This is a genomic window from Nostoc sp. LPT (genome assembly GCF_017115165.1).
GTDB lineage: Bacteria > Cyanobacteriota > Cyanobacteriia > Cyanobacteriales > Nostocaceae > Nostoc.
Genome location: NZ_JABXKF010000185.1, coordinates 32,206 through 54,922, shown reverse-complemented (window position 1 = coordinate 54,922; position 22,717 = coordinate 32,206). Strand labels below are relative to the sequence as shown.

Annotated in this window: 21 protein-coding genes and 1 pseudogene; 5 read left to right on the top strand and 17 right to left on the bottom strand. The window is 42.7% G+C overall.

Annotated features, from left to right (window positions below):
- Positions 1-20: 20 nt before the first annotated feature.
- Positions 21-275, bottom strand: coding sequence for a hypothetical protein (locus HWQ58_RS37335; protein WP_292873736.1), 255 nt, complete (start codon positions 273-275; stop codon positions 21-23).
- A gap of 176 nt (positions 276-451) precedes the next feature.
- Here HWQ58_RS37335 and HWQ58_RS37330 point away from each other — a divergent pair, with 176 nt between their 5' ends.
- A complete protein-coding gene (locus HWQ58_RS37330; protein WP_292873734.1) occupies positions 452-4,054 on the top strand; it encodes a HEAT repeat domain-containing protein in 3,603 nt (1,200 codons plus the stop codon).
- Between the two features lie 72 nt (positions 4,055-4,126).
- Here HWQ58_RS37330 and HWQ58_RS37325 read toward each other — a convergent pair whose 3' ends face one another.
- From HWQ58_RS37325 to HWQ58_RS37315, 3 genes are read right to left on the bottom strand one after another with little or no spacing between them, the layout of a single operon-like run.
- Entirely contained in the window at positions 4,127-4,291 is a 165-nt protein-coding gene (locus tag HWQ58_RS37325) for a hypothetical protein (protein ID WP_292873732.1), read from the bottom strand.
- Positions 4,281-4,544: a type II toxin-antitoxin system RelE/ParE family toxin gene (locus HWQ58_RS37320; RefSeq protein WP_292873730.1), complete on the bottom strand. Its 264-nt coding sequence runs from the start codon at positions 4,542-4,544 to the stop codon at positions 4,281-4,283. The genes HWQ58_RS37325 and HWQ58_RS37320 overlap by 11 nt, the downstream gene beginning before the upstream one ends.
- Positions 4,537-4,815, bottom strand: a complete 279-nt coding sequence (locus HWQ58_RS37315; RefSeq protein ID WP_292873728.1) for a hypothetical protein — start codon at positions 4,813-4,815, stop codon at positions 4,537-4,539. The genes HWQ58_RS37320 and HWQ58_RS37315 overlap by 8 nt, the downstream gene beginning before the upstream one ends.
- Before the next feature lie 165 nt (positions 4,816-4,980).
- Between HWQ58_RS37315 and HWQ58_RS37310 the strand changes: the two genes are divergently transcribed.
- Entirely contained in the window at positions 4,981-5,154 is a 174-nt protein-coding gene (locus tag HWQ58_RS37310) for a hypothetical protein (protein ID WP_366839324.1), read from the top strand.
- A gap of 116 nt (positions 5,155-5,270) precedes the next feature.
- Here the strand turns inward: HWQ58_RS37310 and HWQ58_RS37305 are convergent, their stop codons facing one another.
- The 3 genes from HWQ58_RS37305 to HWQ58_RS37295 all read right to left on the bottom strand — a co-directional run bounded on the left by HWQ58_RS37305 (position 5,271) and on the right by HWQ58_RS37295 (position 7,036).
- A complete protein-coding gene (locus HWQ58_RS37305) occupies positions 5,271-6,038 on the bottom strand; it encodes a hypothetical protein (protein ID WP_292873726.1) in 768 nt (255 codons plus the stop codon).
- 231 nt (positions 6,039-6,269) lie between these two features.
- Positions 6,270-6,665, bottom strand: a complete 396-nt coding sequence (locus tag HWQ58_RS37300; protein ID WP_292873724.1) for an ACP S-malonyltransferase — start codon at positions 6,663-6,665, stop codon at positions 6,270-6,272.
- Positions 6,662-7,036 carry a DUF433 domain-containing protein gene (locus HWQ58_RS37295; protein WP_292873722.1) on the bottom strand — a complete coding sequence of 125 codons (375 nt, stop codon included), beginning with the start codon at positions 7,034-7,036 and terminating at the stop codon, positions 6,662-6,664. The genes HWQ58_RS37300 and HWQ58_RS37295 overlap by 4 nt, the downstream gene beginning before the upstream one ends.
- Positions 7,037-7,063: 27 nt before the next feature.
- On the opposite strand from HWQ58_RS37295, the gene HWQ58_RS37290 reads away from it, so the two are divergent.
- A complete protein-coding gene (locus HWQ58_RS37290) occupies positions 7,064-7,201 on the top strand; it encodes a hypothetical protein (protein WP_292873720.1) in 138 nt (45 codons plus the stop codon).
- A gap of 37 nt (positions 7,202-7,238) precedes the next feature.
- Here the strand turns inward: HWQ58_RS37290 and HWQ58_RS37285 are convergent.
- The 9 genes and pseudogenes from HWQ58_RS37285 to HWQ58_RS37245 form a co-directional block, all read right to left on the bottom strand.
- Positions 7,239-9,119, bottom strand: a pseudogene (locus tag HWQ58_RS37285) (ABC transporter ATP-binding protein).
- 111 nt (positions 9,120-9,230) lie between these two features.
- On the bottom strand, positions 9,231-10,229 hold the full coding sequence (locus tag HWQ58_RS37280; RefSeq protein ID WP_292873718.1) for an aldo/keto reductase: 999 nt from the start codon (positions 10,227-10,229) through the stop codon (positions 9,231-9,233).
- Between the two features lie 160 nt (positions 10,230-10,389).
- The gene (locus HWQ58_RS37275; RefSeq protein WP_292873716.1) at positions 10,390-10,992 is read right to left on the bottom strand and encodes a GDSL-type esterase/lipase family protein; all 603 of its coding nucleotides are present in this window, start codon (positions 10,990-10,992) and stop codon (positions 10,390-10,392) included.
- A gap of 206 nt (positions 10,993-11,198) precedes the next feature.
- Positions 11,199-11,873 carry a class I SAM-dependent methyltransferase gene (locus HWQ58_RS37270; RefSeq protein WP_292873714.1) on the bottom strand — a complete coding sequence of 225 codons (675 nt, stop codon included), beginning with the start codon at positions 11,871-11,873 and terminating at the stop codon, positions 11,199-11,201.
- Between the two features lie 6 nt (positions 11,874-11,879).
- Complete coding sequence (locus tag HWQ58_RS37265) at positions 11,880-12,548, bottom strand: dienelactone hydrolase family protein (RefSeq protein WP_292873712.1); 669 nt, start codon at positions 12,546-12,548, stop codon at positions 11,880-11,882.
- A 189-nt stretch (positions 12,549-12,737) separates the two neighbouring features.
- On the bottom strand, positions 12,738-14,276 hold the full coding sequence (locus HWQ58_RS37260) for an amidohydrolase family protein (protein WP_292873710.1): 1,539 nt from the start codon (positions 14,274-14,276) through the stop codon (positions 12,738-12,740).
- Between the two features lie 228 nt (positions 14,277-14,504).
- A complete protein-coding gene (locus HWQ58_RS37255) occupies positions 14,505-15,869 on the bottom strand; it encodes an LLM class flavin-dependent oxidoreductase (RefSeq protein WP_292873708.1) in 1,365 nt (454 codons plus the stop codon).
- Between the two features lie 633 nt (positions 15,870-16,502).
- On the bottom strand, positions 16,503-17,144 hold the full coding sequence (locus HWQ58_RS37250; protein ID WP_292873706.1) for an FMN-binding negative transcriptional regulator: 642 nt from the start codon (positions 17,142-17,144) through the stop codon (positions 16,503-16,505).
- 201 nt (positions 17,145-17,345) lie between these two features.
- Positions 17,346-18,947, bottom strand: coding sequence for a B12-binding domain-containing radical SAM protein (locus tag HWQ58_RS37245; RefSeq protein WP_292873704.1), 1,602 nt, complete (start codon positions 18,945-18,947; stop codon positions 17,346-17,348).
- 1,201 nt (positions 18,948-20,148) lie between these two features.
- Here HWQ58_RS37245 and HWQ58_RS37240 point away from each other — a divergent pair.
- Complete coding sequence (locus tag HWQ58_RS37240; protein WP_292873702.1) at positions 20,149-20,610, top strand: hypothetical protein; 462 nt, start codon at positions 20,149-20,151, stop codon at positions 20,608-20,610.
- Positions 20,611-20,710: 100 nt separating this feature from the next.
- Positions 20,711-21,244, top strand: coding sequence for a hypothetical protein (locus tag HWQ58_RS37235; RefSeq protein ID WP_292873700.1), 534 nt, complete (start codon positions 20,711-20,713; stop codon positions 21,242-21,244).
- Positions 21,245-21,546: 302 nt separating this feature from the next.
- Here HWQ58_RS37235 and HWQ58_RS37230 read toward each other — a convergent pair whose 3' ends face one another.
- Positions 21,547-22,530 carry a CHAD domain-containing protein gene (locus HWQ58_RS37230; protein WP_292873698.1) on the bottom strand — a complete coding sequence of 328 codons (984 nt, stop codon included), beginning with the start codon at positions 22,528-22,530 and terminating at the stop codon, positions 21,547-21,549.
- Between the last annotated feature and the right edge of the window lie 187 nt (positions 22,531-22,717).

Genomic DNA, 22,717 nt, shown 5'->3' with positions numbered 1-22,717 from the left:
GCAAAGAGGGGCTTGTGATATTATTGATCCTCAGAACGGTGATGTTTGGGTAACAGGCTCTTTTTCTGTTTTTCTTGCAAACTGCTAGCTTGTTTCAGGACTGGGATACACTGGTTAATCATCCAGATTAAAACCTCGATTGGTGAGTCTCCTTGCTGAAGGCGGTTTTCGGCATTTACGCCAATTAGCATTGTTTGTATTAATAACAACACCGTAATGATTTGACGATAAAGCTTTTGACGAGTGCTTTGGCTTTGCTTGCGCTGAGTTTTCATTTATTTACCTCACCTGAAGAAAATCGAGGTTAAGGTTGGGATTAATTGACAAGTAAATTTCCCAAGCGCTGATTAAAAGCCGTTTAAAATCTACATAGGGTGCTTGGGAAAGATGTCTGGCTTGGGAAAGCACAGAACTTTTTGGAAAATTTTTTCTTTTCGATGACGGTACTTACATGGAGCGGAAGGGGCGGAATCTTAGCTACGATGCTGGTAGAAAACAAGCAGAAATATTGCTGCGTGCTTTACTGTCATTTGTGGAAAATTCGGAAGAATCAAAAGACTGTAAAGCCGATTGGCAAGCGGGTACTGAGTTATGGGTAACGCATTCTACACTAGAAGGACTGGCAGAACTGACGAAGAGTTATAACAACAGCTTAGAGCCTGAAGCAATTAGGAATGCGCTCAACTGTCTGATAAGTCTGAAAATTATTGAGGATAAACGCGGACAAACCAACGCCAAAACTAGAACAAACTCAAAAGTTTGGCTTTTCGCGCTCAAGTTTCCCAGCATCGATAAAAAAGAAAACCTCAATTGGTTGTTTAAGCAAGGCGGGGAATGGGATAAATGCCGAGAAGCTCAAAAAAACAACTCTGCTAAAGTTCCCAAGACTCCGAAAGAAAAATCTCAGGGTGTTGATTGGCAAGAAATCTGCGGCGCTATGCTGGAAAAGCACAAGCGTCTCACCACAAATGAGTTGCTGTTTGCTGATGATGAGATGAAATTTGAGTTAGAGGCAATTCATGTCCCTTTAGCATTGGTGGAGCGTAACAAACCGAAGAAGTACAGCGAAAATATTTCCCCAGAACAAGGTTCGCGGCTTTACGAACCGAGTTATGAAGAGAAGCAGCGATTTGAACATCAGGCTTTTTTAGAGCAAATTATCCGTAATGGTGTTGGTAAAACTCAAGGACAACGCATCGCTTTAATTGGGGAACCGGGTGCGGGAAAAACTACTCAGTTGCAAACTATAGCTTTTTGGATATTAGACAACAATCTGGGTTTACCAATTTGGATTTCTTTGGCAGACTTGCAAGGAAAGAAGTTAGAAGAATATCTGTTGCAAGATTGGCTGAAGAATGCTTTAGAACTAGTGCGTGTAAAAGAAGAACAAGAAAACGCTTTTGCAGATTTATTCAAGAATAATCGTGTGTGGTTGTTGTTGGATGCAGCAGATGAAATGTCTTCACTCCAACCATTAACTGAGATTTCCCAGCAGTTAACGGGATGGGTGAAAAATGCGCTGGTTGTGCTGACTTGTCGGGTGAATGTTTGGGAAGCAAACGCGGGCGCTTTAGAAAAGTTTGAGACATATCGGTTACTCAATTTTGAATATCCGCAACAAGTGCAAGAGTTTATTCGGCGTTGGTTTCACAACAAGGATGCAGACAAAGGGGAAAGATTATGGCAGGAATTAGATAAAGCTGAACGTCAGCGCATCCAAGATTTAGTTAAAAATCCTTTGCGGTTAGCGCTGTTGTGTAGCACTTGGCAAGGTTCCGACAAAGGTTTACCGGAAACTAAAGCCGGACTTTATCAGCAATTTATGGAAGAGTTTTACAAGTGGAAAGAAAACCGCTTCCCTACCACCGAACAGCAGCAAGAGGAATTAAACGCAGCGTTGGGACGTTTGGCAAAACGGGCAATCGACCAAGAAACGTCACGATTTCGGCTACGACATAAGTTTGTACGTGAGGAATTAGGTGATGCAAAACAGCAAAATTCTTTATTTTGGTTAGCGTTAAAGTTGGGATGGCTAAATGAAGTTGGAATCGCTGCGGAATCAGCAACAAAAGAGAAAGTTTACGCTTTCTACCATCCCACATTTGAGGAATATTTTGCAGCTTTGGCAGTTGATGATTGGCACGAGTTTCTGAATCATGTTCCCGACAACCCTGCGCTAGGCATTTATCGCATTTTTGCCCCGCAGTGGAAAGAGGTGATTTTGCTGTGGTTGGGACGTGAGGATGTGAGGAGTAAGGAGAAGGAAGAGTTTATTCAGGCGTTGATGGAATTTGATGATGGGTGCGCAGAATACTTTTACGAGTTTCGCGCTTATTTTCTTGCTGCTGCTGCGGTTGATGAGTGGAAAAATTCTTGCAACGCAGATGCTATTGTGGCGGAAATCGTTAAATTCGGCTTTGGTAAGTTTGAAGTTGAACAAAAGGAGTGGGTGAAATTTATCGAACCAATTGCAGAAGGAGCAATGACAACACTACCTCAAACAAATCGCATAAAAGCGATCGCTGCCTTAATCGAGTTAATCGAGAAACCACAACTGGATGATGATACCCGAATGCAAGCGTTATATAGCTTAGGGGAAATTGGCTCTGGCAACCAAAAAGCAATTGATGCTTTGGTGGAGTTAATCGCCAAACCACAACTGGATGATGATACCCGAAAGCAAGCGGTAGAAAGCTTAGGGGAAATTGGCTCTGGCAACCAAAAAGCAATTGATGCTTTGGTGGAGTTAATCGCCAAACCACAACTGGATGATGATACCCGAAAGCAAGCGGTAGAAAGCTTAGGGAAAATTGGCTCTGGCAACCAAAAAGTAATTGATGCTTTGGTTGAGTTAATTGGCAAACCACAACTGGATGATGATACCCAAAAGCAAGCGGTAGAAAGCTTAGGGGAAATTGGCTCTGGCAACCAAAAAGCAATTGATGCTTTGGTGAAGTTAATCGCCAAACCACAACTGGATAATTCTACCCGAAGGCAAGCGGCATATAGCTTAGGGCAAATTGACTCTGGCAACCAAAAAGCGATTGATGCTTTGGTGGAATTAATCGGCAAACCACAACTGGATAATCATACCCGAATGCAAGCGGCATATAGCTTAGGGCAAATTGGCTCAGGCAACCAAAAAGTAATTGATGCTTTGGTGGAGTTAATCGCCAAACCACAACTGGATGAGTTTACCGCAAGGCAAGCGGTAGAAAGCTTAAGGGAAATTGGCTCTGGCAACCAAAAAGCGATTGATACTTTGGTGGAGTTAATCAGCAAACCACAACTGGATAATGATACCCAAAGAGCAGCGGTGGCATATAGCTTAGGGGCAATTGGCTCAGGCAACCAAAAAGCGATTGATACTTTGGTGGAGTTAATCGGTAAACCACAACTGGATGATGATACCCGATTGCTAGCGGCAGAAAACTTAGGGAAAATTGACCCAGGCAATCAAAAAGCGATTGATGCTTTGGTGGAGTTTATCGGCAAACCACAACTGGATGATGATACCCGAATGCAAGCGTTATATAGCTTAGGGGAAATTGGCTCTGGCGACCAAAAAGCGATTGATGCTTTGGTGGAGTTAGTCGGCAAACCACAACTGGATGATGATACCCGAAGCCTAGCGGCAGATAGATTAGGGAAAATTGACCCAGGCAACCAAAAAGCGATCGCTGCCTTAATCGAGTTAATCGAGAAACCACAACTGGATTATTTTGCCCGAATGCATGCGGCACAAAGCTTAAGGGAAATTGGCTCTGGCAACCAAAAAGCGATCGCTGCTTTGGTGGAGTTAATCGGCAATCCACAACTGGATGATTCTACCCGAAGGCTAGTAGCAGAAAGCTTAGGGAAAATTATGTTAGAGGAACAGATGCCGAGTGTTGTCACCGTATTGAAGGATTACTTATCACCAGAAATTTACAAAAATGACTTTGAGCAATTTGATATTTGCTACAAAGTTATCTGGAAGTGCGCCCAAAGTATGCCCTACCCAGCTTTTTATCAAGCTTGGCATCAACAAGAGAAAGTGAAAGATGGAAAGTAGGAAAGAAAAATACTTTTTCCAGCCAAAACATAAGCGAAATGTGAAAGCAGCAATCCCTTGTAAAGACGCGATTCATCGCATCTTGTAAGCGTCTCGTAAATCTATCGCGTCCGATATTTCCGCAATCCAGGGTATGCGATCGCCCCTAATAAAACAGATATTGTGAACAGAATGGGAATGCGATCGCTCTTTTGATCGCCGCGATGAATTGATTAAGCGATCACCTTTATGATTCATATACCTCACTGCGATGAGCGAGCGCCATAACAAGTACCTGCACAACTTCATCGTCTATAAAATAAATGACTCTGTAATCCCCAATTCTGTAGCGATAGTAGCCTGTATAATCTCCCTTCAGGGCTTTAATGTTGGGGTGCGATCGAGGAGTTTGTTCTAGCTGCTGCAAACATCGGGCAATTTTCTTAGCAAAAGCTTTGTCAGCATTGACATAAACTTCTTGAACATCGGGATGAAGAATAACTTCATACATCAGAGCGAAGAGTTCTCCAGGCGGTGTATTGGGCTTTAGGCGTTACTGATGAGTGCTTAACTCGCTCTAACAATCCAGGAATTGCCAAAAGTTCTTGGGTTGCAGCTTCGCTTTCAGCATTTGCCAAATAAGCAGCAAAATCAGTCAGCACCTGTAATCGTTCTGGAGATAGTTGCTGGAGTAAGTCATTAAGCTGTTGCTGTAACTCTGCGACAGAAATCAAATCTGCTGATGACCCATCATCCATCGGAGAATTATCGGTAGTATCCATTGCCTACTTCAGAATTTTAAGGTTTAGTTTTTATTATGCCGCGATCACTGGAGATGATAGAAGCAACTAGCTTTTATACTTCACTTTTAACCCAGTCCCCTGCTATAACTGAAAACAGATAAGTTTAAATATTATCGTTCAATTCCTGGTTTTCAAGAATATATTATGATTGACCAGTATACTTTTGCTGTGGAACAATTTGCCAAGCAAGCAGAAGGACAGTGGATTTTTAAGGAATATGAAGGTGAAGAGGCAGTTTTAGTTTTAGATTCTATCGATTTTCAAATTGCCTTGCGTGATATTTACGAACGGGTGAATTTTGAGTTGATTGAGGAATAAAACCCCTTATTGCATTGGAAAGGGGGAAAATTCAAAGTTCCGTTCCTAAAAGAAGAGAGAGACCCAACTCTCTCCCTACAATTCGCTCCAACAGGGTTGTTAAGCTGTTTTGCAGATCAATTTTTTTCTACTGGTATGACTTCCAATTCTGAACTATCCCGGAAACGAAAGGGGAACATTTGAATCGTATTATTTCTAGTGAGTTCAATGAAACCTTTGCACCAGATATCTGTCCAGACTAAGTTATATTGACTTACCTTTTCACCATTTAACTCAACTTCGTATTCGCTCGTCTGAGATTCTTTATAGCTGCGTCCTCTTTTTTTTTCTATTTCACCCTTAATCGATATGCCGAAAATGTCTTTAAGCCCTAAATCGAGGCTTCTACCCTTTAACTCACCCCAAGAAATATCCACTGTATGCTCAACAGTACGCGAACGTTTCACTGTTATTTTGACACCAGGAGGTACAAATACGGTCTCACTGCTTGTCCGGTTTCTTTCAGATTCTTGCTCTAAGTGTATCGTGAAGTTTGGTTGATCTGTTTTTATAGAATTAATCTGCTGTGATTGCGGATTCTCAACTGAACTACTGTCGTTAGTAATGGTTTGAGAATCACGAAGGAACTTCCAACGGTAATAGCACTTTGGACATTCTACCAAGTCAGGGAATAAGGGTGCCACTCGCCAGTAGTTTAGTTTCTTCCCATCTGTCGAGTATGAGTTTAACCCCGACCAACCTCCTAATATTCGATCTAATATTCGATGACTACAATTGGGGCATTTGTAACCTGAAGCTAAAAAACTTATTGTTTCTTCTGAGTATGGAATTATCCCGCCTCCAGAGACTAAAAAGCCAAAAAGCGCTGAAGGTTTATTTTTCATAATATTTCTTTGTTGGTTTTACTTGGGTCAATATACGCCTAACTATTTATTATACGGAAAGTTTTCATATAATCTTTTTCTTGATGACGACAAATAAAGCATTATAGCCCCTTTTTGTCAGAAGCATTGATGCGATCACACTCTTGAGAAGATGCCATCGCCTATTGGTGACTACAATACTTGATTTTGCAATTCCTGAAGTCATCATACAATTACTTGATCTCAACCGCATCACGGAATGAAAATTCGCCTTGCGCCTCGATAGTCTTCAATGTCAACTATAATATTAACCAGGTGATTAACGCAGCGATTCCGATACTCTGGTTCAGCAAGCAACCGATCAATATTTCCTATCGTAATAACAGGAAGCGATGTCGGGGTATTCTCCTCGCGCATCACTTGTTCCAACGAGTTTTTTCCTTTCATGCTTCGGTTAGCAGTTAGTAAAATCATCTTGTTAGCTTGAGCACAGCGCCAAACAACGCGATCGTCACTATTGAGCTCTAACCCAACTTCTTCAAATAAGACAAAACGAATAGCAATTAAGTCAAGCCAGCCGCTTGCTGCAAGGCTACCTGCTAAGACAATAGAATGTCCTCGTAAATTATGATCAATCAGAAGGTTCATCCTTGTGATTCAAGCTTGGTTCGTTCTGCTCGAAGCTTTGCTCGAATTGCTTCTGTACCTGGTCTTGGAGGTTTTGCAGCAATGCGAGCAATCAGCTCGCGATTTTGCTCCTCGTAATATTGCCGCAGTTCCTCAGTTTCCTTAAGAACGAATTGATACTCTGCTTCAATTTCGGCACGATGTGCATCAATGTAAGATAGCGCACAATGCACTTGTTCATCTGTGAGGTTGAGCATCGCACGGATAAACTTGGGTGGGTACTGCTCTGTCACATAGTCCATCACGTCATACAAAGTGATGCGTGTGCCTGAAATTGTTAGCCCACGCTCGGTACGAATAATTGAAACTTGCCCATTTGATGCTGGAGTCATATTTGTACTCCTTAAGAATCTAGCTTTATGGTATCTCACAGACAAGTTGCTGATAAAATCGGTAATAAATTTGATGAAATAATTCTTGGTCAAGTTGCATTAACTATAATCTCACTTTTTTACGTTGCTCCTCTTAAGGAAGCGATCGCATCTGTATTTTCTTGAATTGAATTTGCAAATAAACCTCAAGTAGCGGCAAATGTCAAGCGATCATTCCCTCTTCGACGCTATCTGTGCCAGTACGAACCTCGCGTATGCGTTCCTCGTCAAGATTTTCCGGTAGAAATCCACCTGCTTGCATTTTCCATAATCTGTAGTAAGCGCCGCCGAGTGCCAGCAGGTTGGCGTGGGAACCATCTTCGATAATCCGACCTTTGTCGAACACCAGAATCCGATCTAGATGAACGATGGTAGATAATCGATGAGCTACCACGATCACCGTTTTCCCATTCATTGCTAAGTCGAGGGTATCCTGGATCGCTTTTTCGGTGATTGAATCGAGACTGGAGGTGGCTTCATCTAAAATCAGAATCGGCGCATCTTTGAGGATTACCCGCGCAATCACAATGCGCTGTCTCTGTCCTCCAGACAACTTGACACCACGTTCGCCCACCAGAGAATTGTAACCATCCTTACTTTGGACGATGAAATCGTGAGCATGAGCCTTTCGTGAAGCCTCTATTACTTCCTGATCGGTTGCATCTAGGCGTCCGTAACGAATATTTTCCAGCAAAGTGCGATGAAACAGAGACGGATCTTGAGGAATCAAACTGATCTGAGCGTGTAAGGCATCCTGAGTCATGTCTCGAATATCGACCCCATCAATGATAATCTGTCCAGATTGTGGGTCAAACAAACGCAGAATCAGATTGACAAAGGTGGATTTTCCAGAGCCGGACAAGCCCACCAATCCGATACGCTGTCCCGGTTGGATGGTGACACAAAGGTTGTTGAAAACTTTCTTCTCTTCTGTGTAGTTGAAATTTACCCGTCGAAACTCAATCTTACCTTGAGTGATTGAGTGGGCGATCGCCTTCTCGCGATCAACCAACTCGTGCGGTTGAATGATGATAAAGACACCATTGGCGACATTACCGACATGTTCAAAAAATTCCAGAAAGCGGCGGCTCAAAGTGCGGGCTTCACTAATAATCAACAGCGATAGACTGGTTGCTACAACGAAGTCAGCAGTAGCGATCTTTCCTTGACTCCAGAGAGAGAGCGAGTAATACAGGGTGCTGATTTTCAGAATGGCTGCTGAGATGAACTGAAACCAGCGAATTCGCTCCGAGTACCAGTTGGACTTTCTTACCTCTTTGATTTCGCGCCTTAATTGCTCATTCAAATAGCGTCGTTCAAAACCGAAGCGGGCAAACAATCGGCTACTGGTGAGATTTGTTACCGCATCTACGATGATACCAGTTGTCTCACTTCTGGCGGCTGCGGCTTTCCGGGAGTAAATTCGGCAGCGAGTTGCCAGCCAGAACGAAATACTGATAAAGAGAACTGCCCATATCCCCACGAGTGCAGCTAGCGGAGGATAGGCGCGATACAGTATCGTTGTGGCAACGGCATACACAACAATTACTGGCATAAATTCAGTAATCATCATTTGCATCGTCTGGGTAACACCCAGAGAAGTTTCGCTAATTCGATGTGCTAATGCCCCAGAAAAACTGCTGCTTAAGTAGCGATGCGAATGGTGTTGTAAGTAGGCATATAGCGATCGCACAATGTGCTGTCGATGAATCGGATGGAGAATCGTCTGCAAGAGTCCAGCCGAGCGCCCAAATACTACTTCACCCACACTCAAGCCGATGAACAGCATCAGAGGCTGCCTCATCGCATCAAAAATGGGTTTGCTGTCGCCCGTCGATCGCGTTACACCCCGAACGATCTCGCCAATGGCATAAGGCAACATAATGCCACAGGTTGCGTGTATAATCTCCAAGATAACTGCTAGCACATACCACTAGCGAAACTGGTTAACGAAATAGCAAATGAACCTGAATGGAGTTGATGGCAAATCTGGTGCATCAGCAGCACGTTGAAAGGATTTGGATTGTCTAGTCTTTTTTGTCATGAAAGTTCCGGTTTGCAAACGTCTAATACCAATGCGTAATGACGCTCCTACATCGCTAGTGCTGCGCTAACGTAATTCGTAATTATGAAAATCATTTTTTATAAATAGAAACTAACGAAGAGAATCTCCTCTTCGGTATTCGGCGGTTAGGTCGTCTAACTTTTGTTTCAAATTGTCGTCAAGTTTTAGTTCTAGTGCCTTGAGGTTGTCAGTAAGTTGTTCTGGACGGCTAGCGCCAATAATGGGGGCAGTGATAATAGGATTAGATAAAACCCAAGCCACCGCTAGGGTGGTGAGGGAAAATCCGGCGAGATCCGCTACTGTACGTAAAGCTTCGACAGTATTAAACTCGCGATCGTGCCAGTAACGATCTTGATAACGTTCTGCGGCAGCACCTAGCGTAAAACGCGTACCTGAAGTGGGGCCTTGAGCAAGAATGTGTTTGCCAGTCAGCAAACCGCCCGCCAAGGGATTGTAGGAAATTACACCCAGTCCCTCTTCTTTTGCCAGAGGCAACAGTTCTCGCTCAATTTCGCGGAATAATAGGTTGTAGCGGGGTTGAATAGAGATGAACCTGGTTAAATTGCGCGTCTGGGCACGACCCAAGGCGCGGGCAAGTCGGTAAGCTAAGAAGTTGGAAACCCCGATGTAGCGCGCCTTGCCAGCACGAACCACTGTATCCAATGCTTCCAGAGTTTCATCGAGGGGAGTGGAGGCATCGTCGGAGTGCAACTGATACAGGTCGATGTAATCGGTTCCCAGCCGCCGCAGGGAAGCATCGATCGCATCCAAAATATGTTTCCGCGAAGCCCCTTGATCCCAAGGTGCAGGGCCAACTCGGCCGACGCACTTGGTAGCTAAGATAAAATGTTCGCGTTTGCCTTTCAGCCAGCGCCCAACGATTTCTTCGGTGCGTCCAGCAGTAGCAAGCCCGCCGCCAAGGGGATAAACGTCGGCTGTATCCAAAAAGTTAATTCCGCCATCAGCAGCAGTGTCGAGGATGTGCCTGGAAGTTTCTTCATCGGTTTGCAATCCAAAGGTCATGGTGCCGAGACAGAGGCGCGAAACGGTCAATCCAGTTTTACCGAGATTAGTAGTTGGTAAGGTCATAGAAATGTTGTTGATTGAGAAAGTGTGGAAATTTTTAAATAGAATGCGACGTGCGTTCCGCCCCGCTGACGCTCCTAACGTCGCTACCGCTTCGCTAACGCAGAACTAAAAACCTATAGGACATATTAACTAAGCCATGATTAGCCCGATTTCGGCATTTTTAAGGTGTGAACCAATTTAACCAAGCTTCCCAGTTTTGGACGATCGCGGCAAATTCTGCATAACCATCAGCTTTTGGGTGAGCGCCGTCATTGGCTTTTGCTTCTGCTAGCCAGATGGGTGACTTCACCAAACTAGAAAACACATCAAGATACGGAACATCTAGTTCATTACAAACCAACGCGAATTCCTGTGACAGATTGGCAAGAATTTGATTATCACCACAGGGTGACGGACTAACCATCAAGATCGGATAGAGTTGCTTTGCTTGGCTTAAGATGCTGCGAGCATTTGCGATCGACTCTGAAAGTTCGATTCCTTGTTGTTTACCCGCCCATCCTAAATCGTTTGCTCCAAAGGAAAACACTACTCGACCATCAAATTCTCTTGGGAGACGATAGGAGACTTCCGAGTACCAACGTTGTTTGAGATACCGACTCGTCTCTGCCCGCACCCCCAAATTGTAATGGGTGATAGCGTATCCTCTTAACTCAGCACTGCGGCACACTCTACCTGTCCAACCCAGAAACTCTGGATCGCCTGTGCCATTGACAAAAGATTCACCAATAAAACAAATTCTGATCTCTTTGCGAGAATCTGACATAATTCAACTGAATTTTAGCGAAAAAGTTCGGTTTTGACTTGAGAAGAAGCATTATGTTCATGATTCTATTTTCCATATCACGAAGATATTGAAGATATTAATATATTGACTGGTTCCCAGCTTGGAGGCGGAACTTCCAGACGCTTTACCAGAGGCAGCAGCCCTCTGGTAATACATTCCCATTCTTAAGACTGGGAACAAGGCGATTAGTCAGGCTGTATTGCCTTACCCCACCAAACTCTTTTAAACGGCTTGCCTGTTTGCTCATGCAATATTTCGTAATGTTTTAGCTCTACATCTTTCCAGTCAGATAAAAGGTCTAGCAAATATTCTTTAGAGAAAAAATGCATAGTTTGTCCATCATGTTCTAGAAAGTAATTTGGCTCGATTTCGCGTATGGGTAAGTGGCGTTCTGCCCGAACTAAAGCGTCTTCTGTAGAATTAACATGGAAAACAAATAATCCGTTGGGGCGTACTATTCGTCGAATTTCTTTAAACAACTGGCGTGTAATCTGATCTGAAAACATGTGGATGGCAACATTGGACATGACAGCATCCAATGTTGCACTATCAAAAGGCAAACGTTTTGCCATATCCGCAACTACAAACTGTGCGCTTAGTCCTAGCTTTTTTGCTTTCTCGCGTCCTTGTTGCACTGCTTCATCTGAAAAATCCACACCAATTACTGTGAAACCTTGCCTTACAAGACGTAACACGTCGTTCCCTGTCCCGCAACCAAGGTCAAGCACAGTTTTAACGTTGGCGGACTTGAGGAACGGAAGGTGAACTTTCGTCCATTGGGTTCCCCAATCTAGATCGGTGCCAGCATCCTTCCATTTAGCGAAGACTTGATTCCAGTGATCGGGTGGTGCGTAAGACATAATCCATTAGACAACTACAGAAATTTCACGACGGTTCTGGGAAATTAGCCACTGCTGCAACTTCGGATCGCCGTATACTTCATCTGCAATAAAATGATCGCCTTCCGGCAGCACTGTCAAATCAACTTTCCCCCCTACTTTGCGTAAGCGCTCAACAAAATTCTCTGTATCCTCAATCGGCAGATTTTTGTCCTGTCCACCTTGGAATATCTGAACGGGAATGTTTTTGAGTGCAGCTAGTTCGCTTTCTGCTAATGTTTTGGGTACACGTCCAGACACAGGTATCAGACCTGCGAAGCGATCGGGATACAAAGCAGCGAGATGCCAGATCCCCGCCGAACCTAAGCTGAACCCAGCCAATATCACCCGCGCTGGATCGACAGGCTGAGAAACGATCAGTTCATCAAGCAAAGCAAGCACATCATCTGCTCGATCTGCCCAAGTCTGTTCAGCCGGAATTTGGGGTGCAGCAAAGACATAAGGTAATGAGTCGGATAAATCCACGAAACGAGGTAGACCCCATTTCAGTAGCACATTCAAATCCGTCCCGCGATCGCGTCCTCCGTGTAGAAAAAGTACTAAGGGTGCAGGTTTGTTGGCATTGTCAGAAACAGGCGAGAAAAGATAAGGCAAGGAACCATTGTTAGTGTCATGAGAGCGTTGTTCGACAGGCATTGTTGTGACTCCTAATTTGATTTGGGGATTGGGTACAAGAGGCAGAGGGGCAGAGGAGAAAAACATTACTGCAACTTCTTTTCTGCTCCCTCATCTCGCCTTTTACCCTACTCAGCACTAAGTCCTAAGTCCTGAGTGAATTAAGAAGTACTCAATACTCAGCACTCAGCACTCGGAACTCAGCACTCTTCATGCCACCACTAGGCTCTTGTCTACTTGTTTAAATTCGGTGTTACCTAGTTTCGATTCGATCGCTGTACCTTTGAAGAATTCGGGGTTAGCTTGGGTGTAAAACTTGTAGGGATTAGCGAATACATAGGACTTAAAGTCGGCTTCGGTCAGGACGCCTTCTTGCACGAGATCCCAGCTTTCAGCTAAGGGGGAAGTCAAGTCTGGCACATCCCAGTGACCAACATCAGAGGAATAGATGGCGTTGATCTTGACTCCCAAAGGATTGGCTTTGTCATTGAATGCCGTAGCGATCGTGCGATCGTCGGACTCGGAACCAAAGAAGAAACTATTCACCCAGCGATCGCGGATATCTTCAATGGTTTCAATGCCTGCTGCTGCAAAATCATTCAATTCGCTATCAATGGGCACACGGCTAAAACGGCTGAATGAAGCTCCCAGTACAGTCTTGGTCAATTCATCTTTATCGAGGGAATGTCCTTGAGTAATTTCTGCACCGTAGCGCTCAAATATTTCAAACAACTCATCGGCATTTGTCAATGCTGGATTGTAGTTTTGCAGTGCCTTGACGTTGCGCTTGGAGAACCGATCTACCAAATGAATGTAGACGCGGGCACCCCAATCTGCACCACCTTCCAGCATTGCTACACGCAACTGCGGAAAACGCTTGGTAACACCACCGAAGAACAGCGCCTTCGCAAATGCTTCTGAACCATCGGCGAAGTGGCCGATATGGTTGTTCATGTAATTACTGATGGAGGAACGACCAGTCCAGCCTTGACTGCCGTAATGGGTGGTAACGGGTACTCCCAGTTCCACGACTTTGGCCCAGAAGGGATCGTAGTCGTATTCACTATCTAATCCGTAGAAGTCGATATAAGAAGCGTACTTGGCAATTTCGGGGAATTTATCAGCTGGATATTTATCAGCGATCGCTTTGATTGTCCGTTTCACTCCACCAGTGATATTAATCACTTTAAGCCCCAGTGTTTTAACTGCAAACTCTAGCTCCTCAATACCTTCTTGGGGATTGGTCAAGGGAATGCCAGCTACCGGTGTCAAGCGATCGCTATATTTCCGGTAAATATCAGCATGATAGTGATTAACCGCACGTTGCAATGCCTGACGATTCTCTGCACTCGCTCCAGCCGGTGCTAAAACATTGTTCGGAAACAACACCGAATAGTCCGATCCTTGCTCTGCCTGACGCTCATAGAGGAGTCCGGGGAGGGTATAAGTAGCGAGATCCAATGTGTTTTTGGTAACTCTGGCCCACCAAGGCGATCGAATTGTCCGGTTGTATTGACGTTCTTCAGGGGTTTGTTGATACCAGTCTTTACCGTTGCTCTTGGAGTTAAGACGGGAGGCTTCTGTCTTACGTAACTCATCTACGAGTTTCACGCCACCGTACTTAGCGATGTAATCTTCAAAAGCTGGGGTGAAATCATTAGTATGAACATCGGTATCGATTACTGGATAATCAAGGGTCGCTCTGATTGCGGCGGAGCGTGAGGTCTTCAATCGGCTATATTCAGTCATGTTTTTTCCTTGCCTACTGCACAAAAATTACAGGATTTTTTTAGCATCCAATGCTGCTATTAACAAATACATTTCCCGTAGAGAGGGCGATTTATCGCGTCTCTCCACAATTTTCAAATTCTGTAGGGCGGCGATCTACAGAAAGTGCAATTTAAAAGGTATGGCTTAAGCATCCGTGAAAAATTCATTTACGCTACAGCACTGCACAGTACAGATATGAAAAGTTATTTACGCCAACACCAATCTTTCATCTAGTTGTTTAACGGCAAAACGATTGGCCGGACGACGCAATCCCAGGTTTTCACGCAAGGTACTGCCTTCGTATTCAGTACGGAACAGTCCGCGTTTTTGGAGGACGGGAACGACTAGGTTAACGAACTCATCTAATCCTGTGGGCAGGATTGGTGGCATGATATTAAAGCCATCTGCTGCACCGTTGTTGAACCATTCTTCTAGCTGGTCAGCAATGGTTTCGGGAGTACCGAGTATGGTGCGATGACCTCGTGCAGTAGCAAGAGAAAGATACAATTGGCGCAGCGTGAGAGTGCCACGAGTAGCTAAATCTTTGACTAGTTTGAGACGACTTTTGTTAGTATTGGTGTCGCTGGGTAGTTCGGGAGCTACATCATCTAAAGAATATTTCGACAAATCCACACCTTTGTAATAGTTCTTTAAAATTCCCCAGGCGACATCGGGATGGATTAACGATTGCAGAAATTTGTATTTTTCTTGAGCTTCTGATTCGGTACGGCCAATGATTGGGAAAGCACCAGGCATGATTTTTAGATCGTCTGGCGATCGCCCATATTGTGCTAGCCTACCTTTGATATCAGCATAAAATTCCTGAGCATCAGCTAAGGTTTGATTGGCAGTGAAAATCGCCTCGGCAGTGCGTGCGGCTAAGTCCCGTCCCGATTCGGAGGCTCCAGCCTGAACAATCACCGGGTAGCCTTGGGGCGGACGACCAACGTTTAAAGGGCCTTTTACAGAGAAATATTTGCCTTTGTGGTTGAGTGTATGTAGTTTATCTGGATCAAAATAAATACCAGACTCTTTATCACGGATGAAAGCATCGTCTTCCCAACTATCCCATAGACCTTTCACCACTTCCACAAACTCTTCAGCTCGTTCATAACGCTGGCTATGTTCCGGGTGATGCTCAAGGCCGAAATTACGTGCAGCATTCTCATTGCCTGTAGTGACTACATTCCACCCGGCCCGACCCTTACTCAAGTAGTCTAGGGAAGCAAACTTACGTGCCAAGGTGTAGGGTTCTTCATAAGTGGTCGAAGCGGTGGAAATGAAGCCGATGTTTTGAGTTACAGAGGATAAGGCTGAAAAGAGGGTGACAGGCTCAAAATGGGCAATTTTACCATTGCGATGCTGAGTTTCTGGAGCGCCGCCCCAGACTCCTGGACTGTCTGCTAAGAAAACTGCATCGAATAAGCCGCGTTCGGCAGTTTGGGTAATTTCTTTGTAATGCTCGAAATTCAGTCCAGCATCTGCTTGTGAATCAGGGTGTCGCCAAGCAGAGACATGGTGTCCGGTAGCTTGAATGAATGCACCTAAACGAATTTTGCGTGTTGTACTCATGCTTTTTTGTTTTCTTAAAATTGCCTTAGCAGTAGCTCTATGGCTGGTATCGCTGATTTGTATATATTGTGAATAGCATGAAGAAAAAGTGAAACCTCGCCTTTGTCAGGGTGTAGGGTGTTGAGTGTAGTCCTAAGGGACTTTGCATTTGAGAGTGTGAAACCTAGCTCTACTCTTCTTATATTCTCTACACCCCAAAAGCAGTAATCTCAAGGGTTAGCACTTTTATTCGTGCCATTGGTACATGGCTACGTCAGTACTGAATGTAATCATGGAATGCTCTCTAGCAACCAAGCTTACCGTTCAGTTACCTAATAATTGCTCAAAAATCAAATAACCAAATTGTAAGCAAGTTTAATAGCACAGCAGAATTAGGGATTATGCTGCTTGGTGCTCGAATTACCATAAATTTATCTAGTAATTTTACCCAGCAGATATGAGCCTACACGATCAATACAAAAAAAGATGTGTTGGCAATCACAATCTCATGAAAAACTAATTATTAGTTTCACTAATATTAAGTATTGCAAACTATTTGTTTGCGGAGTATATAGTTATGTATGATGCCCAAAGCTTGTTAGATAATACTCCAGGTTCATTTGACCTCTCCCCACGACTAGAAACTGCGGGTTTTCACTCTGGCAATTGTTCCCTGGTTTGAAGATTCTGTTTCATAGCAGCACCGATCGCATGAACAGTTGGTTCTGTACTTTGTAGCAACACATCTGCAACATTACTCTGGTCAAAATGACTGCGATTTTGGCTAAGTTTGTATTTCCCTTCCAGTCGCGTGATGGTCATCTCAAAACCAATAATGCCGTTCATCATTCCTTCACGAAAGTTATCGGATAAGCTATGCCATTGAGATTTATACTCAGAACCATAGGTGTCAATCATATCCTCAATCATCTTATCCATCAAATCCGGCGAATCACCAAGGGTAATAACTTGGGGCACACCAGATGCGTGTACAGCGATGTAGTTCCACGTCGGTACACTCTCTTGCTTCTCATACAAAGATGGCGAGATATAAGCATGAGGCCCCGTAAAGACGGCAAGTGCCTCGCCTACGCCAAAGACCTGCCATTGAGGATTTGGTTTGGCAAGATGACCCGATAGCTTAACCACATTATTTTGCACTGTGACAACCAGCGGAATATGTGAGGCAACAGGAACATCATTGAGAATAGACACCAATGTGGCAAAACTGTTCGCACGCATGAAGGCGACAAGTTTCTCAATGTCATCTTCTCGAAAAGCATTTGGGATGTACATGATGCTTGAACCTTACTCTCATTCCTCTGAAATATGATAACGAGAGATGTTATGGTTTTTGAGGTATGGGTATAACTTTTGATTATTCAACCACACTTAGAGATAATAATAGTCTATAAGTGTGATTGAGAAGGCGATCGCATCTGTTGTTAAAGACGGAGTTCAGTAGAAGTCTTAAACCCTTGCTCTAAGTACTATGAGTTATTTTTTTAAGCTTCCTAACACTTCCATTACTTCTGCTTCCGGTTTTACCCTAGCTTCTGCTTTCAGAAATTCAGCTACTTGAGCCTCAATTTCATCCCGGACAATTTGGCGATATTCCAAGAAATGCTCAATTTGGGCACAAACAGCTAAGTAGCTACTCACCCCACCCGGATTATGCTGATACATGTTCCACAAGTTGCGCCAGAATTGCCAGCGCGTCTGACGACGTAAACCTTGACGCCAACAAATCACCAGCAACGCCCGGAGTACTTTCCAGTTCAATGGTTTTTTAGCAGCTTTCCCCTTTTTTGGATAGGTTGCTTCACCCAAAAGACGGAAGTGTTTGTATGTACGCTCCAAAAACCGCTCTGGCTCATACAAATCACAGAACGCCTGCACATATTCACGAGCGATATCTTCTAAAGGTCGAGTTGGTACAAAATTCATCAACGTGGTTTGGTTGATGTTGGCAGATTTATTACGGAGTCGTCCTTCCTTTTCTAATCGATGCCAGAGGGCTGTATCTGGAAGTGCTTGCAGCATACTAAATAAGGCTGTGGGGATTGCTGTTTGCTCCACAAACTTGACAATTCGGGCGCCGGCTCCTACTTTCTCGCCATCAAACCCAATGATAAAGCCTGCCATGACTCGCAGCCCGGAGCGGGTAATTTTATCCACTGCTTCACTGAGTGAATCTCTGGTATTCTGATATTTCTGAGTGAAAGTAAGACTTTCTTCATCGGGGGTTTCAATTCCCAGAAAAACGGCTCCAAAATTACACGCTACCATCAAATCCATCAGTTCTTGATCTTGGGCTAAATCAACCGAAGCCTCTGTGGCAAAGGAAAAGGGATAATTATGCTCTACCATCCAGGGTAGAAGGGACTTCAAAAATAATTTCACATTCCGCTTATTACCGATGAAGTTGTCATCCACCATAAAAATACTGCGCCGCCAACCCAGTTTGTAGAGATAATCAAGTTCTGCTAATAGTTGTTCTGGGTTTTTGGTGCGGGGTTTGCGACCGTATAGCACAATAATGTCACAAAATTCACACTGGAAGGGACATCCACGGGAAAATTGCACTGACATCTCTGCATAGGCTTCAAACTCTAGCAAATCAAAGCGAGGAGTTGGAGTATTGGTGACATCTGGTTTTTCACCGCCAGAGCGAAAAATGCCTGTGCGATCGCCGCGTGCGATCGCTGCTACAAATAAAGGTAGGGTGATTTCCCCCTCGTCTAATATCAAATAGTCAGCTCCTGCGGATGTCATTTCATTCGGTAGCGCTGTTGGGAAAGGCCCACCCACAGCAACCCGCTTCCCTCTCTGCTTTGCTTCCAATATCTGAGAGAGCAAATCCTCTTTCTGCACAATCATCGCCGACATAATAACCAAATCAGCCCAAGCCCATTCGGCTTCTGTACAAACGCGAACATTTCGATCTACTAGCTTGAAATCCCATTCTTGCGGTAAAATCGCTGCTACAGTTACCAAGCCTAAAGGCGGTAGCATTGCTTTACGGTCTAATAAAGCCAATGTTTTTTCAAAAGACCAAAAACTTTTTGGAAAGCGGGGGTATAGAAGTAAAACGTTCATATTTGATGGTTATAAACCTTGATTTTTGTTGCTGGTTGAGTTCATGTCAAACTAAACCAGTCGTAATAACACATTAGGGGAGCTTCTATATCCACTAGCTGTAACTTCTACTATGACTGATTTAGACATAGCAATATCTTGTGAGGGCGATTATTACTGTTTTTAGAGCAGGGAGTAGCTGAAAATTGCTCATGAGTGTGAGGAGTGCAATCGTAATTTCTAAAAAGCCTCAAATATGTATGGGTAAATGATTTAGCTGCAAATACCAAGACTTTTAGGACGATTCTAACATCTGTTCTTTATAGATATGAGTGAAAAAAATATAGATATATAGAACTGCTACGTCTTTACAAGGGTTTTGGATAACGTATATTTAATTTATGGAGATGTTTTTTTATAAATTGGCAAATTGGCAACTTTGAGAAAATCAATTGTGTTATTTTCAATCCTATACAAGGTGTATTTGCACTTTCAAGCTATTTAGACGGGCTGCAACCCGTCTTTATTTATGGCCAGACTTTTTTAAATCTTATAAATTATTGTTTCCCGGTCTAAGAAGGAAAAGTTCTCGTGGTGTTGTTATTGATTATGAGGTAGACGCAGATAAAATTTACACTGTCGAGTTAATGCCGACAGATTTTTTATCTGAAAAACTAATTAACCAACAGTTTCAGATACTTATTTAAATGTATTTAAAAATACTAGTATTTTTCTGAAATAAGTGACCAATCATCCAGCCAACAATCTCACGCCTGTCTTGTATTGATTTATCAAACTTGAAAATAAACAATCCGCTTTTGGAGAGAATTTTTTTAGACAAATAAAAGTCCTGTACCCCAAAACAGAGGTCAGCATCTACCGAGAACCGTAGGGTTCAACTGTGCAGTATTCCTGTCAAAGTTACCTCACTGAATTTTTTTGCTGCAAAGCCCCAAACATATATTCAATAGGGATACCACATTAAAATTAGATATTTTTCTGACACAAAGTTGACACAATAATGACATATCTAAAAAGTATAGAGTCAACTATAGTTTTAAATATTATCTATAATTTATGTTTCACACTATACTACTTAAGAATCTAGTTTTTCTTAATCAAGCATTAACCAAAAAGTTGCTGTTATATAATTTTCTTCTAAAAAATCTTTTCAACCCGTTAAGAAAATCTAAATAATTAAAAAACTAAATGTGAGGTGATAATGAAACTTTTTGCATTCTCTAAAATTAGCTTGGCTTCAGTTTTACTAGCTACACCTTTATGTATTTTTTCTTTAAAAATACTTGCACAAACACCAATTATTCAAGAGCCAGCTATTATTATTAATAGCGGTTCTACGAATACTTGCAAGTATAACATTTCCGTATTGCCATCAGGAAAGGCAACTTACACTGTTTGCAATACAAAAGGTACAGGTGAAATTAAACTGAACACAGCCACTAAATTTTTCAATGATATTTCAGCAGCTAAACCACTGTCAAAATTACCATTTAGATCGTGTCCGAAATCTGTTTCATTCGGGACATCAACTCAAGTCAATTATTCCGGGCAGAAATCTCCAGATATTAGCTGTCCAAGTAATGATTCTAAAGTTACAAATTTGTATAATGACGCCAAAAGTATTCAACAGGAATTGAACTTTTCAACTTCTAAAAGTTTGTAACCGTTTGAGGGTGTAAAGAAGACGAAAAACAACCACTAAAATAAAGCAATAAAATTAGGTAGCTTTCAACAAGTCACAATCAGCATCAGAAGAAAGAACTATGAATCCTAACTTGAAAGATATATCCTCAAATTTGCCCCGCCGTCAAATTCTCAAAGCTGCTCTCACCTTTGTGACTGGCTTAACTACGACATCACTAGTATCTTTGTTGATGACCAAATCTACAAAAAAAGCACAAGCAATTGTTGTGCAACGACCAAATGAGTTTACACTTAATGGCAATGGTACTCAGATTAAGTATTCTATCCTTAACGAAGTTTCACAGCTTGATTACAAAACTCAAAATACTTCCCTTCATTTCAGTGGCGATGACATTAAGACATTAACTACTGATATCGGGACACTGATTACAGTAATTATTAGCAGTCCAAATCCTACTGTCGGAGGCAATACAGTCAAACTCAGTTTTTTGTTACCCACTGTTAACTTACCTATTGGTGATAGAGAAACTCCTGTCCAAACTCAAGCAATTCTCACTACCGAAAAAACATCAGGATTAATCCGAAGACCAATATTTGGGCAACTACAATTATATGAGACTTTCCCACTTAAGGGAACTGCTAGATACCGTTAGATTCAGATATTAAATTCATCTAAATTCATGCGAGTTAATCATAAAACCGTCAAGAATGGCTCTGTTTGAGGCAGGATTGGTGGAAGCGTCTTGAACTTTTTCAGCCAAGGCAAGGCGCTCCCCGGTCAAACTGAGCGGGGAACAATGCTATAAAGCACTATTAGACTAATTTCAAGTTTAGGTTCCGCTGAAAAGACCTGTATTGCACAAATTCCCTAGAGCAGTGTTTATGTTTTGTCTCTAGAAGCTCCTATTCAATTGTCTGTTCGTTAGTCCAATCCTTTCTGAATAAAGAGTAACTTTTAACTTATTAATCCTGAAAGCGGGTGCAATATTGTTAAATGAAAACTATGTCTGGTTTCAGTTTTCAGATACCGTTCTTGCAAAGGTTGCCACTGCTGCCACGACTGGTAACGATTTTCAGTTAACAAATTAGCAAAGGTGGGTAACTGAGTCTGAATTTCTGACTTGTATATATCTGTAAGCCAGTCAGTTAAAACAGTACTATCTTGCATCGTACCCAAAATTTCTTGGATATTTTTCACTTCTGTAATATAAGCTTCGTAAGAATCGCCATATAAGTCAGTAAATAACTCCATTTGATAGCGTATACGTTTAGCTTCTTTTCGCAAACTATGAAGATTTTCACCTTCTGTTGTCAATTGTTTTTCTATCTTTTTTGGTTTCCAGTTTTTCTGGATCTTCACTTCTGATTCTACAAATTCAGTACCAACTAGCCAACCTGGATGCAGTAAGAAGTTACTCACTTCTGGTAAAAGTAAGTCTGGTAGCACTTGCTGAATCGAAACAGCTGCCAAAGGTTGATAACTGGGTTTCTCTAACCACTTATCCAATGCATCTTTTAGAGATTTGTAAGATTCATCGTTTAATGTTTTCTGCACACTCGATTGTACATCTTCACGTTGTTTCGCCAAAGCTGTAAAAGCTGTTTGTAGAGATTCCTGCTCTTTACGGGGTAAGTTTGGTTTGTAATTGTTTTCCAAACTTTCTTTGAGTACGTCTAAATCTCGCAGATTACCAAGACGACGAGCTATTTTACCAATATTTTTATCGCTGACTGGTTTCGATACATCCACTGCTAGCCCAAACCGAGTTACCGCTGTCCGTAGGCGGCGCATTCCCACCCGCATTTGGTGTAGCGCTTCTGGATCTTCATCTTTCTTGACTGATTTTTCCCACTTGAAGGTTTTCTTACAATGTTTTTCAATCGCTTGGTAGGCGTAGTCACCGAGAGTTTTTACTGTGGGTTGTGTGGCTAATTTCATAATTGGTCTGAATGATTCCCTCATGAGGTTATTGCATAATAACAATATTATTTAAAAATTTGCATCTAGTTTTGATATTTTTTAACTATGAGGATTGTCACGTATGCTTATGACTATTGATAGTTGCATCCTCTTCTATAAATATGCAATATCTGTCAAAGGTTTAAATAGTAGTTCATCCCGTCAA

Coding starts and splice junctions, on each gene's coding strand:
- HWQ58_RS37230 (WP_292873698.1), bottom strand. CDS start 22,530: ATGAAATTAGCCACACAACCCACAGTAAAAACTCTCGGTGACTACGCC.
- HWQ58_RS37235 (WP_292873700.1), top strand. CDS start 20,711: ATGAATCCTAACTTGAAAGATATATCCTCAAATTTGCCCCGCCGTCAA.
- HWQ58_RS37325 (WP_292873732.1), bottom strand. CDS start 4,291: ATGAATCATAAAGGTGATCGCTTAATCAATTCATCGCGGCGATCAAAA.
- HWQ58_RS37335 (WP_292873736.1), bottom strand. CDS start 275: ATGAAAACTCAGCGCAAGCAAAGCCAAAGCACTCGTCAAAAGCTTTAT.
- HWQ58_RS37290 (WP_292873720.1), top strand. CDS start 7,064: ATGGTATCTCACAGACAAGTTGCTGATAAAATCGGTAATAAATTTGAT.
- HWQ58_RS37330 (WP_292873734.1), top strand. CDS start 452: ATGGAGCGGAAGGGGCGGAATCTTAGCTACGATGCTGGTAGAAAACAA.
- HWQ58_RS37280 (WP_292873718.1), bottom strand. CDS start 10,229: ATGACCTTACCAACTACTAATCTCGGTAAAACTGGATTGACCGTTTCG.
- HWQ58_RS37300 (WP_292873724.1), bottom strand. CDS start 6,665: ATGAACCTTCTGATTGATCATAATTTACGAGGACATTCTATTGTCTTA.
- HWQ58_RS37310 (WP_366839324.1), top strand. CDS start 4,981: ATGATTGACCAGTATACTTTTGCTGTGGAACAATTTGCCAAGCAAGCA.
- HWQ58_RS37315 (WP_292873728.1), bottom strand. CDS start 4,815: ATGGATACTACCGATAATTCTCCGATGGATGATGGGTCATCAGCAGAT.
- HWQ58_RS37255 (WP_292873708.1), bottom strand. CDS start 15,869: ATGAGTACAACACGCAAAATTCGTTTAGGTGCATTCATTCAAGCTACC.
- HWQ58_RS37240 (WP_292873702.1), top strand. CDS start 20,149: ATGAAACTTTTTGCATTCTCTAAAATTAGCTTGGCTTCAGTTTTACTA.
- HWQ58_RS37265 (WP_292873712.1), bottom strand. CDS start 12,548: ATGCCTGTCGAACAACGCTCTCATGACACTAACAATGGTTCCTTGCCT.
- HWQ58_RS37295 (WP_292873722.1), bottom strand. CDS start 7,036: ATGACTCCAGCATCAAATGGGCAAGTTTCAATTATTCGTACCGAGCGT.
- HWQ58_RS37270 (WP_292873714.1), bottom strand. CDS start 11,873: ATGTCTTACGCACCACCCGATCACTGGAATCAAGTCTTCGCTAAATGG.
- HWQ58_RS37305 (WP_292873726.1), bottom strand. CDS start 6,038: ATGAAAAATAAACCTTCAGCGCTTTTTGGCTTTTTAGTCTCTGGAGGC.
- HWQ58_RS37245 (WP_292873704.1), bottom strand. CDS start 18,947: ATGAACGTTTTACTTCTATACCCCCGCTTTCCAAAAAGTTTTTGGTCT.
- HWQ58_RS37320 (WP_292873730.1), bottom strand. CDS start 4,544: ATGTATGAAGTTATTCTTCATCCCGATGTTCAAGAAGTTTATGTCAAT.
- HWQ58_RS37275 (WP_292873716.1), bottom strand. CDS start 10,992: ATGTCAGATTCTCGCAAAGAGATCAGAATTTGTTTTATTGGTGAATCT.
- HWQ58_RS37260 (WP_292873710.1), bottom strand. CDS start 14,276: ATGACTGAATATAGCCGATTGAAGACCTCACGCTCCGCCGCAATCAGA.
- HWQ58_RS37250 (WP_292873706.1), bottom strand. CDS start 17,144: ATGTACATCCCAAATGCTTTTCGAGAAGATGACATTGAGAAACTTGTC.